Annotated in this window: 13 protein-coding genes; 7 read left to right on the forward strand and 6 right to left on the reverse strand. The window is 44.4% G+C overall.

Annotated elements, in window-relative coordinates:
* Positions 1-12: 12 nt before the first annotated feature.
* From PCAR9_RS05155 to pspF, 6 genes are read right to left on the reverse strand one after another with little or no spacing between them, the layout of a single operon-like run.
* On the reverse strand, positions 13-816 hold the full coding sequence (locus tag PCAR9_RS05155) for an ATP-binding cassette domain-containing protein (RefSeq protein ID WP_179985156.1): 804 nt from the start codon (positions 814-816) through the stop codon (positions 13-15).
* Positions 816-1,811, reverse strand: a complete 996-nt coding sequence (locus PCAR9_RS05160) for a peptide ABC transporter ATP-binding protein (protein WP_179982689.1) — start codon at positions 1,809-1,811, stop codon at positions 816-818. The genes PCAR9_RS05155 and PCAR9_RS05160 overlap by 1 nt, the downstream gene beginning before the upstream one ends.
* Position 1,812: 1 nt before the next feature.
* Positions 1,813-2,706 (reverse strand): ABC transporter permease subunit, encoded by an 894-nt coding sequence (locus PCAR9_RS05165; RefSeq protein ID WP_179982690.1) that lies wholly within the window; start codon positions 2,704-2,706, stop codon positions 1,813-1,815.
* On the reverse strand, positions 2,693-3,724 hold the full coding sequence (locus PCAR9_RS05170; protein WP_179982691.1) for an ABC transporter permease: 1,032 nt from the start codon (positions 3,722-3,724) through the stop codon (positions 2,693-2,695). The genes PCAR9_RS05165 and PCAR9_RS05170 overlap by 14 nt, the downstream gene beginning before the upstream one ends.
* Entirely contained in the window at positions 3,721-5,409 is a 1,689-nt protein-coding gene (locus PCAR9_RS05175) for an ABC transporter substrate-binding protein (protein ID WP_179982692.1), read from the reverse strand. The genes PCAR9_RS05170 and PCAR9_RS05175 overlap by 4 nt, the downstream gene beginning before the upstream one ends.
* A 3-nt stretch (positions 5,410-5,412) precedes the next feature.
* On the reverse strand, positions 5,413-6,534 hold the full coding sequence (gene pspF / locus PCAR9_RS05180) for a phage shock protein operon transcriptional activator (protein ID WP_179982693.1): 1,122 nt from the start codon (positions 6,532-6,534) through the stop codon (positions 5,413-5,415).
* 221 nt (positions 6,535-6,755) lie between these two features.
* Here pspF and pspA point away from each other — a divergent pair, with 221 nt between their 5' ends.
* The 7 genes from pspA (at position 6,756) to maiA (ending at position 13,163) form a co-directional block, all read left to right on the forward strand.
* Positions 6,756-7,439 carry a phage shock protein PspA gene (gene pspA / locus PCAR9_RS05185; protein ID WP_179982694.1) on the forward strand — a complete coding sequence of 228 codons (684 nt, stop codon included), beginning with the start codon at positions 6,756-6,758 and terminating at the stop codon, positions 7,437-7,439.
* 75 nt (positions 7,440-7,514) lie between these two features.
* Positions 7,515-7,754, forward strand: a complete 240-nt coding sequence (gene pspB / locus PCAR9_RS05190) for an envelope stress response membrane protein PspB (protein ID WP_039222985.1) — start codon at positions 7,515-7,517, stop codon at positions 7,752-7,754.
* Positions 7,751-8,197: an envelope stress response membrane protein PspC gene (gene pspC / locus PCAR9_RS05195; RefSeq protein ID WP_179982695.1), complete on the forward strand. Its 447-nt coding sequence runs from the start codon at positions 7,751-7,753 to the stop codon at positions 8,195-8,197. Before pspB ends, pspC begins: the two co-directional genes overlap by 4 nt.
* A gap of 202 nt (positions 8,198-8,399) precedes the next feature.
* A complete protein-coding gene (gene phhA / locus PCAR9_RS05200) occupies positions 8,400-9,200 on the forward strand; it encodes a phenylalanine 4-monooxygenase (RefSeq protein ID WP_179982696.1) in 801 nt (266 codons plus the stop codon).
* 213 nt (positions 9,201-9,413) lie between these two features.
* Entirely contained in the window at positions 9,414-10,970 is a 1,557-nt protein-coding gene (gene tyrR, locus PCAR9_RS05205; RefSeq protein WP_179982697.1) for a transcriptional regulator TyrR, read from the forward strand.
* A gap of 351 nt (positions 10,971-11,321) precedes the next feature.
* Positions 11,322-12,332 (forward strand): fumarylacetoacetate hydrolase family protein, encoded by a 1,011-nt coding sequence (locus PCAR9_RS05210; RefSeq protein WP_179982698.1) that lies wholly within the window; start codon positions 11,322-11,324, stop codon positions 12,330-12,332.
* Positions 12,333-12,509: 177 nt separating this feature from the next.
* A complete protein-coding gene (gene maiA / locus PCAR9_RS05215) occupies positions 12,510-13,163 on the forward strand; it encodes a maleylacetoacetate isomerase (RefSeq protein ID WP_179985157.1) in 654 nt (217 codons plus the stop codon).
* Positions 13,164-13,262 lie beyond the last annotated feature (99 nt).

The following is a 13,262-nucleotide window of genomic DNA, read 5'->3' on the forward strand; positions in this document are numbered from 1 at the left end:
GCCCCCAGCGCTTTAACGAATTGTATTTTGCGGCACTAGCGACTGGTAAGCGGTGACCAGTTTCTTAGTGCGAGTGTGCTGCGGCCACCTGAAAATAGTTTCAGTTTTACCTTCCTCTACAATTTCGCCGCCTTCCATTACCACAACTCTATCTGCAATATGCCGGACAATCCCTAAATTATGGCTTATGAAGATAAACGCCAAACCGAGTTCTTGCTGTAGTTGCAGTATTAGGTTCACCGTCTGCGAGCGAATAGTAGGGTCTAATGCAGCAAAGGGTTCATCTGCAACGAGCACTTTGGGTTTTAGTACTATAGCTCTAGCCAAGGCTACGCGCTGTTGTTGGCCGTCAGAAAGCATGTGCCGGTAAAAGTAATAGTGCTCGCGAAGTAACCCTACCTTTACCAACATATCTTCGATAATAGGCTTGCGCTCGGCTTCGCTAAGACCCGTATTCAAACGCAAGGGTTCGTCTAGGATTTTGCCCACCGGAACCGATGGGTTCATCGATTCCGCACTGTGTTGCAGAATCATACGAATGTCGTGGGTCCGCTTGCGTTGGCCCTCTTTTGACTGGTACTTGGCTAAATACTTGTGAGTGTTTATTTCAATTTCACCCGCATCGGCAGGTAGGGCGCCAACTAATAATTTAGCAAGAAGGGATTTACCCGAACGGTTTTCCCCTATGATGGCAATAGTTTCCCCTCGTTTAACGCTCATATTAACCGGGCCAAGTTGAAATACCTCAGGCCGCTTTAACCAGCGCTTCTTTTCGTTATGTATAAACGTAAGGTCTTTTACCTGCAAAATGTCCATCACAGCTTCTCCATATGTAGCGGGTAATGACAGCTGTAGCTATGATCGTGAATTTTGCGTACGGCGGGCGTTTGCACACAAGCGCGCTGGGCTCGTGGACAGCGGGGGCCTAAACGACAACCAATAGGCAAATGTTGTAGCGTTGGTATAGAGCCGCTCAACGTAGGTAGTGCAGACTTAGGCGGTAAGTCCTTTCTGAAGCTTGGTGCACTGTCTAATAGCGCTTTAGTGTAAGGGTGAAGAGGGCGCTTTTTAATGTGCTTCATCTTTCCCGATTCTACCGTTTGCCCCGCGTAGAGGACGGTCATTGAATGTGACATACTTGCAATGGCAAGCAAATCATGGCTGACAAACAAAATCGATAGAGAGCGAGTTTGATTAAGGCGCGTAAAGAGTTTTAGGATCTGCGTCTTAGTTGTGGGCTCCATGCCTCGAGTGGGATCATCTGCGATAAGTAATTTGGGTTGAGACACTAGCGCCATGGCTATCATGAACTTTTGCCCAATATCAGCGGGAATTTGGTGAGGGAATGCACTTAAGTAATGCTTGTGATGCTTTATTCCCACCTTGTGTACAGTACTTATTGCTATCTTTTTTCTGTGCTGCGCACGTTGCCAAAACCAGCTACCTTCAACGAATTCGTCAGGAATGCTTTCTTCAAGTTGCTCACCAAGCGTGGCTGACGGGTCAAGCGCCGCTTGCGGGTTTTGAAAAACCACCGCAATTTCACGACGCATCACTTCGCGGCGTTGTTGAACCGACATACCTAATAGGTTTTCTCCATTCCAGCTCATGCGGTCGGCGGTTAAATTCCACTGGTTTGGAAGCGCTCCGCAAATTGCCGACACAATAAGGCTTTTACCAGAACCCGATTCGCCCACCAAAGCACGAATCTCTCCTGAACTCACTGACAAATTTACCTTATCCAAAGCCTTTATGGTGCTATCACCGTTCTGCATTTCTAGGGTGAGGTTTTTGATATCAAGCATTGGCATGTTAGTGACTCACCCTTTTTCTCAATGAAGAACGCAAGCCGTCACCCACGATATTGATGGACAGCACAATAAAAAATATCGCCATACCGGGTACCGCTACATTCCAAGGCGCTAGGTAAGTAACGTCTAGTCCGTCGGCCAGAATTACACCTAATTCAGGTAACGGCGATTGAGCGCCCAAGTTTAAGAAACCAAGAGCCGATATATCAATCACTGCAATTGAAAGAGCCAGCGTTCCTTGAACAACAAGCATTTCCGTCATATTAGGTAAAATAGAGTGAACAAAAAGCTGCCACTTGCTAGCACCGTCAAGCGTTGACGCAACAATGTAGTCTTTCTTCATTTCTGCGCGCACGAAACTGCGCGTGTGGTGCACAAACTGGGGAATAAGGGCTAGGGTAATAGCCCACATACTGTTGACCAAACCCGTACCAAGTATTGCAACTATGATAATAGCAATCAGTAGTGTAGGGATCGCCATAAGCGCATCAAGTAAGTGATTCGCAACACTTGAGCGGACTCCACGTAACATACCAGCAAGGGTACCTAAACTAACACCAACTAGCATCGCAAGTACTACGGTCAAGAAGGCCGAGCCCAGTGTTGTTCGGCAGCCGTAAATAATACGGGTAAATAAATCTCTTCCTAGCGCGTCTGTGCCGAATAAATGGGTGATAGAACCATTCGCTAACCAGCTAGGTGGAATCAACAATCCGTCAATGTTCTGCTCCACAGCGTCATATGGGGTAATGAGAGGGGCGAATACGGCACATACCACAAATAGCGCTAGCATAATTAAACCCAGCATAGAAATGTGGCTGTTCTTGAACGAAGCCCAGGTCCGTTGCCAAGGTGATGGGTGAAACTCTTCTTCGTACAAACTAAACTGTGGCACGCTCGTATTTCTCTCTACTTGGGTCAATCATACGGTTTAATACATCGACCAGAATCGTCAGGGTAATTACTACCGTAGATACCGCCATCATACCAATACGTAAAGCAGGGTAATCCCGTTGATAGATGGCTTGAATTAGCCAGTTGCCAATTCCTGGCCATGAAAACAAGGTTTCAACAATCATTGCATTGGTTATAAGCGTAGTAATTTGAATCGCCATCAGCGGCAAAATGGGAAGTAGTGCATTACGTAGTATATGGCGAAAGAATATTTGCCAACTAGAAAGCCCGCGCGACACGGCTGCAGCAATATAGGGGCGATGTTTTACATCTATAACTGAGCGCCGAGTTATGCGTATCATTGATGCCGTGGTTATGGCGCCAATAGCGAATGTGGGCAGCGCTAAGTGTGATAGTGCATCTTTAAATGCTAAGGATTTGTTTTCGATATCCGACAGCAAAACGTCAAATAGAATAAAGCCGGTTACTGGCTCTATGTCGTAAATTAAACTTATTCGACCAGACAGTGGGGCCAAGTCCAATTCCAAACTAAATACCAGAATAAGCAGCAGAGCGAACCAAAAGACAGGGAAAGAATAGGTAGTAATACTTGCACTATTTATTAAGTGGTCAGACGTTGAATAACAGCGAATGCCGGCGTAATAGCCTAAGGGGATTCCAATAAACAAGGCCATCAGCATTGCGTACGTTGCCAGTTCTATAGTTGCTGGCATCGCTATACCTACTTCCTCTCTTAAGGGCAGACCAGACGTGAAACTATAGCCCCAATCACCGGTCAGCAAATTACCTACATAGTAAATAAACTGAAAAATATAAGACTGGTCTAGCTTAAACTGCTTCTCTAACGCGGCGCGCTGCATCTCATTTTGTGGCACAAGTCCGGTCAGGTTTTCCAACGTATCGCCTGGAAAAAGGTAGGCCAGCGAGAACGAAATAATCGTTAACACTAAAAGCGTTAATATGAATAATGTGCAATATCTAAGGAGAATTTGGATCACAGTGCTTTCTCTACCCCGCCAAAACGCACACCGCCAAAGGGATTAATAGTCATGCCTTCTAACTCATTTCTATATGCTTGATAACGATAGGCATGTGCAATGGGGACCACAGGGAGACGTTCGTACAATAGCCTATTTACTTGCTTGTAAATAGCCGCTCTCTCGTCAATGTCATCGGTTTGAAGCGCCTCGTTGAGTAGCTTGTCATAACTGTCGTTGCACCACATTGCCCGGTTTGTTCCAGATGGGATTGCTCCGCAGCTCAACAAGGGGCGATAAAAGTTGTCAGGGTCGCCGTTATCGGCAGACCAGCCGATTAATACGGAGTCGTGCAGGCCTTCTTGTAGATGACGTCTAAATGTCGCCCAATCGTAACTAACGATAGTTGCATCTACACCTACATCGCGAAGGTATCGCTGAATCAGCTCGGCCATCTTCGTTGCGTTGGGGTTATAAGCGCGCTCGACCGGCATGGCCCATATCGTCATTGAAAACCCAGGAGCTATTCCCGCATCGGCCAATAATTTACGCGCTAGAACAGGGTTGTAAGCTGTGTCATCGGCATCGTTTTGAAATGCCCAGCTAGCCGCAGGCAGCAGGGTCTTAGCCCGTGTTGCACTGTCGAAATAAACTGCTTCTAATAAGGTGTTTTTATCAATAGCCGCGGCGAGCGCTCGCCTTACATCGGGGTTATCAAACGGCGGGCGCTGAGTATTAAAGGCCCAAAAGCCCACATTTAGCCCTGGTTTTTCCGCTAATGTCAGATCATCCTCTGTTCGAATCACTTCAAGTTCAGTTTGTGCTGGGAATGCAGTTGCATCACATTCCCCTGTCATCAGCTTAGCCAAGCGTAACGAACTCCGAGGTGTTATATCGAAAATAAGTTGTTCAACGTCGGGCTTGTTTTGGGCTTCGCTCACATCTTGTGGCGCTGAAGCCATATTACTTCCATTTTCTTTAAGAGCTTGTGTGCGCCAATAGTTGTCGTGGCGAAGATACTTAATAAAGTGGTCCTTTCGGTAACTTTCAAATTTGAAGGGCCCAGTGCCAATTGGAAGCTGGTCAATTTTGCTGGGCGTACCAGCCTGTGCAAGCTTATTGGCATATTCTTCTGACAGAATAACGGCGAAATCGGTCGCTAAATTTGCCAAAAATGAGCTGTCACGGCGTTTAAGTGTAATTTCAACACGATAACCATTTACCCGTTCAACAGACGCGATATTTTGGGCAAGGCCAATACTTTCAAAATAAGGGTAGCTTCCGCCCGACACGTAGTGATAGGGATGTGAGCTTAAGCGCCAGCGGTCGATACTAAAAATAACATCGTCGGCATTGAAGTTTCTGCTTGGTTCAAAATAGCGGGTAGTGTGAAACCATACGTCTCTACGTAGCTGAAAGGCGTAGGTGAGTCCGTCATCACTGACTAACCAGCTACTAGCTAGACTTGGTACTATGCGACCAGAATCGGGGTCGAAGTCGAGAAGTCTGTCGTACAGTTGGTGAGATGAGGCATCAGAGGTTGTGCTCGATGTATCAAGCTGCGGATTAAAAGTTACTGGGTTGCTTTCAGAACAATAAATAATACCCGTATTATAAAACGCTTGTTTATTCTGCTTCGCACAGGATGCAACAAGAAGCGCTGTACATAAACATAATGACAAACGCTTCATCAAACCATGGGACATGCTCTACGCCTCGACGTTTTCAGCGGAAGAATCTAGTAAGTTATATTTTTTGAGATAGCCTCGCAGCTGATGATAAGTCAGGCTCAATTTTTCAGCGGTTTTCTTTTGATTAAACTGACTGTCAGCAAGTGCCTGTTTTATCATATCTATCTCATGTTGTTGAGAGCGTTCTTTCAAATCTATGGGGTATTCGACAATTTCCTGCTTTTTGGCAGGGATGAGTGGTGTAACGTCAGCACCTTCAATATGTTCATTTACCATTGGCGTGTCTGTTTGTGCAACCACGTTAGGCGAATCTGGGGTGCTCACTCTATCATTTGTTTTTACTCTGCCTTTCGGACGGAAGGCTGACTCGAAGGGGTCTAACACTATTTCATGGACTGGGAGGTGAGGGTTATTCGTTCTGTAAACTGCACGTTCGACAACATTCTTAAGTTCACGGATATTACCAGGCCAATCATAATCAAGCAGAGTACGCTTCGCTTTTTCAGTGAAGCCGCTAAACAGTTCCATTTCCATTTCACGGGCCATATTGATGGCGAAGTTTTCGGCTAACATCATGATATCTTCTCGACGCTCGCGAAGTGGAGGGATGGTAATAACATCAAAAGCAAGACGGTCGAGAAGGTCTGCGCGAAATTCACCGGCATCGGCAAGCGCTGGCAAATCTTCGTTGGTAGCTGCGATAAGGCGTACATCGGTTTTCACTGACTTACTGCCACCTACGCGCTCAAATTCACCATATTCCACTACCCGCAGTAGCTTTTCCTGAATAAGACCCGATGTGTTAGCAAGTTCGTCAAGAAATAGGGTACCGTTGTGCGCCACTTCAAAGCGACCTTCGCGACGTTTCGAAGCGCCGGTAAAGGCGCCGGCTTCATAACCGAAAAGCTCACTTTCTAATAGGCTTTCACTTAGTGCCGCGCAATTCAGCTTAATATAGTTTTGATCCCAGCGCTTTGATAAGAAGTGCAGACGGGCAGCAATCAGCTCTTTACCAGTACCTCGTTCGCCAATGACGAGAACGGGTTTGTCTAGTGGGGCAATCTGTGAAATTTGCTCTAAAACTTCTAGAAAACTATTCGCTTGGCCAAGTAAATTGTCTTGCTGTCGATACCTACTCATTAAATCCCTCAAAAATTAGTCATTTCGACCAATTAATAGTGTAGAACAAAAAATATTGATAAACGAGCATTATTTGACCTCATGAAAAATGTATAAAAAATAATAGGTTAGCATATGAACAAAGTTGGCAAGTATATTGAATACTACCTATACCAAGAGTAACCTATTTATCAAGTGTGGTGTTTTCTAACACTTACCATTTTTAGCAAGAGGTAATTATTATGGGTATCTTCTCGCGTTTTACAGATATTGTGAATTCGAATATTAATGCGATTTTAGACAAAGCCGAAGATCCTGAGAAAATGGTTAGATTAATCATTCAGGAAATGGAAGACACATTGGTTGAGGTGCGCTCTGCATCTGCAAAGACGCTAGCCAATAAAAAGGAAATAGTTAATCAAATTGCAAAGTATGAAAGCAATGCAAATGATTGGGAAGCAAAAGCAGAGCTTGCGTTAAGCAAAGATAGAGAAGACTTAGCCCGAGCTGCGCTACAAGAAAAGAAAAAGTCTGCAGAAGCTGCAGAAGCGCTAAGTAAAGAATTGGCCGTTGTTGAAGAACAAATCAGCAAGCTTCAGGATGAAATTGGCCAGCTTCAAGAAAAGCTTGCAGATGCTAAGAGCCGTCAAAAAGCGATTATTATGCGTCAGAAAACTGCAAGCTCTCGTCTAGAAGTCAAGAAGACACTAGATAGTACGAGAGTAGATAATGCAATGGGGCGCTTTGAGCAATACGAGCGTAAAATCGATGACCTTGAATCACAGGTAGAAGCTTATGATTTGGGTAAAAAGACGCTGCAAGATGAGTTTGCAGAGCTAGAAGCCAGCGACAAGGTCGAGGACGAACTAGCTGCACTTAAAGCCAAGGTAAAAGGTGCAAATAAAAGCACTGAAAAATCAGAATAATAAAAATAAGGTATGCCCTCTTGATGGAAAACCGTGAAGAGGGTAGTTACATCAGAGTTTGTAGGAGACATTGAGATGGATGAAGGTACAATTGCAGTGTTGGTTATGCCCCTTGTGGTGTTCTCAATATTTGTCGCTCCCATTTGGCTAATTTTACACTATCGAAGCAAAAAGCAGGTCAATCAAGGGTTGAGTGCAGAGGAACACGCATCTTTACAAGACCTTGCTGAAAAAGCAGAGAAAATGAGTGAGCGCATTGAGACACTAGAAGCCATTCTAGATAGTGAGGCGCCAGAGTGGAGGAATAGAGCATGAGAAATGGTAAGCAGCTCTATCGTAACCCCGAAAATGCGCGCATTGCAGGTGTGTGTTCAGGCATAGCAGACTACTTTGGACTAGAAACCTGGCTTGTAAGAATTCTCGTTGTTACTGGTTTCTTTTTACTTGCAGGACCCTTTATCTTTGTTGCCTACATTGCTGCATGGTTTATCTTAGACAAGAAGCCAGCCGGTCTAGAAAATACAGCTACTCCACCGGTTTTTTCAAAAGGTAAAGGTTGGACGAATTCAAACGCTGGACAGGTGAAAAGTCCTAAAGTTGAGGTTAAAACTAAAGTTTGGCAGGCTGGAGAGCCACCAAAACAGGCGTTTCACGATATTCGCAATCGTTTTGAAAAAGCAGAAGTTCGTCTACGTAAAATGGAAACGTATGTAACCTCTCGTGAATATCAGCTAAATAAAGAAATTAGTCGTCTATAACTGGCCTTACAGCTCAAAAAATCTAAAAAGAAGCCGCTCGCAATGAGCGGTTTTTTATTATCTAAATCAAAAGCTTTAGTTACCTATGTAAAATTCCTGTTACACCAAATATGAAGGTGCCATGAGGTCATCCACTTTTCGGCATCGTGAAATTCATTAGACTAAAAGGTAAGTTATTTCACACCTATTGGTCACAGAAGTTATGCCAAAATCAACACAATACCAGTCGAGACAATCTGATGAGAATGGCATTATCCATTGGTCAGATGAAGAAAACCAAATTTGGTCAGAGTTGTATGCGAGACAAATTCCACTGGTAAAAGAAAGAGCGTGCCAAGAATACTTGGACGGACTTGATTTGTTGAAATTAAACGAAAAAGAAATCCCCCAGTTGCCAGACATTAATAAAGTTCTGATGGAAAAAACAGGGTGGCAAACCGCTGAGGTGCCTGCATTAATAAACTTCGGAGAATTTTTTAGGTTGCTGGCAAACAAGCAATTTCCTGTCGCTACTTTTATTCGTACGCGAGAAGAATTCGATTACCTTCAAGAGCCCGATATCTTTCATGAGGTATTTGGACACTGCCCGTTGTTAACAAACCCAGCTTTTGCTCATTTTACCCACACATATGGAAAGTTGGGTTTAGCGGCAAGTAAGGAAGACCGAGTTTACTTAGCGCGCCTTTATTGGTTCACCGTAGAGTTCGGACTAGTGCGAGCTAAGGATGAATTAAAAATATATGGCGGGGGTATCCTGTCTTCACCAGGCGAAACTATTTACGCGTTAGATAGCGACACACCATTACGCAATCCACTAACTGCTATCGACGCTCTGCGAACGCCTTATCGTATCGATATTATGCAGCCTCTTTATTATATCTTGCCGGAATTCGACCATTTGTTCGAATTAGCAGAAATGGACATCATGGCACTAGTGGAAAAGGCAAAATCGTTAGGGTTGTTTTCCCCTCTTTTCCCACCGAAAGAGAAAAAAGCTAGCTAACGCTATTGTTAATTAAATGTGTTTTATATAGGATGCCGCTCATCGAAGCGGCATTTTTTGTTTCTGGGGTTTAGTCCTTTATTCTTGCGCAATTTACGCCTTAAAATAAGCTGCTCATCGCAATTTTAAAGTTCTGTAACATTTATCTTGTTATCTTTTTGTAAAAGTATGATATCCTGTACATATATGTTTACAATAAAGCTATAACACCCTATGCGTCTAGAAATAAGCTGTCAGGACCGTCTTGGAATCACTCAAGATGTTTTAGATATCCTCGTTACCAAAGAAATAGATTTGCGTGGTATTGAAATTGATCCCGCAGGTAAAATTTTCCTCAATTTTCCCAATATCGAGTTTGCTGATTTTCAGCACTTAATGCCTCAAATACGCCGCATCGATGGTATTGATGATGTAAAAACAACTTTATTCATGCCGGGAGAGCGAGAGAAAAACCAACTCTCCGCCATTTTACGAACATTACCTGATCCCGTTTTCTCTATAGATGCAAAAGGCAATATTTTATTGTGTAACGAAGCGGTAAGCGCAGGGCTTGAAATGCCAAGCAGTGAAATCATAGGAACAGAAATTAGTGAGATTGTTAAGGGGTTCAACTTCACTAAATGGATGGATGGAAAGTCTCCGGGCCCACAGTCTTCAAAAGTGAAGTTTATTCAGCAGGATTATCTTGCTGATATGCTGCCAATCACCGTACCCGATGGTGAGCAAAATATGATTATGGCAGGTGCCGTTGTTATATTGAAATCGGAAATGCGCCTAGGACAACAATTTACTGCTTTTCACCAATCGCCTACTGACAGTTTCGATCGCTTTATCACTCAGTCGCCGTTTATGAAGCGCGTGGTTCACGAAGCTAAGCGCATAGCAGACCTAGACGCGCCAGTACTAATTTTTGGCGAGACAGGCACGGGTAAAGAGATGATTGCGAGGGCATGTCATCAGTCTAGCCGCCGCAGCGAAGGTGCATTTTTAGCACTTAATTGCGCATCACTACCTGACAGCGTGGCTGAAACTGAGCTATTTGGCTACGCTGCAGGTGCGTTTAACCAGCCAAGCGCAAAGGTGGGGCTCTTAGAGCAGGCGAAAGGTGGTACGCTTTTACTTGATGAAATAGCCGATATGTCTTCACAGCTTCAGGCTAAACTGCTTCGAGTTTTAGAGGATGGTGAATTTAGACGCGTGGGAGACTCGGAACCGGTTAAAGTCGATGTGCGATTTATTTGTACTACGTGCCGTGACTTAGGTCAGTTAGTGGAAGAGGGGCGATTTAGAAAAGAGTTGTATTATCGCCTAAACGTGTTGAGCTTGGTTATGCCGTCTTTAAAAGATAGAAGGCAAGATATAGTACCTCTCGCCGAATCTTTTATTGTGCAGCACAGTACTAAACTGGGCCGCCGTCCAGCAAAACTAAGCAAGTCTTGTGTAGATTTTCTTCAGCAATATCCATGGCCTGGCAATGTAAGGCAGCTTCAAAATGCCCTTTACCGCGCATTATCATTGCTAGATGGAAAGGAAATTACCAAAGAAGATATTCAACTGCCAAGCTGCGCTCCTAGTGTTACCTATATAGATGAGAACTTCGACGGAACATTAGATGAGGAAGTGAAGAAGTTTGAGAAAGACCTGCTCAAGCGCTTATACCCTTCCTATCCAAGTACACGCCAATTAGCGAAAAAGCTAGGCTTGAGCCATACTGCTATTGCCAATAAGTTGCGAGAGTATGGCATCAACAAAGCGACCGTTAAGCTCTAACCAACTAAAAAAGTATTGCTCTTTGTTTCACTCACAATAGCAAAGGGCAATACCGCTTGGGGGCTTTCTGGTAAGGCTACGTCCCCCGTTACGATAAATTTACATCACCTAGGAAGCAGACACTCAGCGCCTTTCGTGCACGATTGACAATATTGTGCGTACACCCTTTCTTACAGCCAAACAAAACTTCGTAACCCCAACACTTCTCAATGTATACCAACTAGTGGCATAACTATATTCACATAATGCTTACAATCTGCTGGCGCAATAAGGCTATTCTCATTTCACATTCTACAAATTGAGAGGTTAGGCACATGGCCGAAGCAAAAGAGATATGTCGAGGAACGAATAATGAAACTAGCTACCTATAAAAATGAAACTCGCGATGGCTGCCTGATGGTAGTGTCAAAAGATCTTTCTCGCGCTTGCAGTGCAAAGGACATTGCAAAAACAATGCAGCACGCACTGGATAATTGGAAAGAGATAGCGCCTCAGCTTCAGATGAAGTACCAAGCACTTAATGACGACACCTGCGAAAGCGTTCCGTTCGATGCTTCTCGCTGCGAGTCTCCTTTACCGCGTGCGTATCAATGGGCTGACGGTAGCGCTTATGTGAACCACGTTGAATTGGTGAGAAAGGCACGAAATGCAGAAATGCCCGAAAGTTTTTGGACCGATCCGCTAATGTATCAAGGTGGTTCAGATGACTTTATAGGGCCTCGTGATGACATTATCTTGCCAAGTGACGATTGGGGCATAGATTTTGAGGGAGAAGTTGCCGTTGTTACCGATGATGTGCCAATGGCATGTTCACCTGAACAAGCGTCAGAGCGTATCCGCCTTATAATGCTGGTTAACGATGTATCCCTCCGTGGATTGATTCCTGGTGAACTAGCCAAAGGGTTCGGTTTCTTTCAGTCTAAACCGGCTTCTAGCTTCTCGCCGGTTGCAGTAACACCAGACGAGTTAGGTGATGCATGGAAAGAGAGTAAAGTTCACCTGCCGTTACGTTCAACCTATAACGGAGAATTGTTCGGCAAGCCCGAAGCGGGACAAGATATGACCTTTGATTTTGGTCAGCTAGTTGCACACGCTGCAAAAAGCAGAAATTTAGGCGCAGGAGCAATTATTGGCTCTGGTACGGTGTCAAATAAGCAAGGTACCGATTATGGTTCAGCTATTTCTGAAGGTGGGGTAGGTTACTCATGCATTGCAGAAGTGCGCATGATTGAAACAATACGCGATGGCAAACCTTCTACGCCTTTCATGCAGTTTGGTGACCGTATTCGCATCGAAATGCTAGATACAGAGGGTAACTCAGTGTTCGGTGCTATCGAACAGCAAGTGAAACCACTGAACTAGAGATTTAGTAGCGATTTAGTGGTAATAGCGGCAACGATCTTTTTGTTCACAGTGCTGGCCATTATCAACCGTGCTGGCCATTGTTTCCCACACTATTATTTATAGTAGAGAAAGCGCTAATGCGTAATGACAACCAGCGCTTTCTTTGACTATATGTTTGACCAATGGAGTATTCCCATGAGCATCAAGCTTTACGGTTATTGGCGTTCAACCGCTTCGTATCGAACGCGTATTGCACTTAACTTAAAGGGCGTTGACTACGAGTATGTGCCGGTGCACCTTGTCAATAACGGCGGTGAGCAACATAGCAGTGAATATTCACGATTAAATCCAGCACACCTCGTCCCCACATTTGTTGATGAAGACGAAGATATAATTCTCAATCAATCTTTAGCCATTATTGAGTATCTTGATGAGCGGTATGAAAGTGAGTACAAGCTAGTGCCAGAGCACAGAACAGAACGTGCAAGAGTAAGAGCGTTAGCGCAAGATATCGCCTGTGATATTCAGCCCATAGGTAACCTTCGTGTGTTGAATGCGCTTAAAGGTAATTTTGAGGCCTCTCAAGATGATGTGGCCAAGTGGGCTGCGCATTGGATCACATTGGGGTTTGATGGAATTGAACAACGCCTACAAACCCAAGCTGGCAAGTATTGTTTCGACTTTGACGTTACCCTTGCTGATATCTGTTTAGTACCGCAAGTGTACAACGCACAGCGCTTTAATGTGGATATGACTCGCTATCCGCTAATCAGTAAAATAGCGAGCAACTGTAATGAGTTGAATGCATTTGAGCAGGCGAGACCTGAGAATCAAACCGACGCACTTTAATATGTAGAGTCATGAACGATGGGGTCAGAGTCATGACTCTGACCCTGAGGTATCCCCACAAATAATGTAACGATATCAGTAAGATAAAAAAGACAGGAA

This window comes from Alteromonas macleodii (assembly GCF_903772925.1).
Lineage (GTDB): Bacteria > Pseudomonadota > Gammaproteobacteria > Enterobacterales > Alteromonadaceae > Alteromonas > Alteromonas macleodii_A.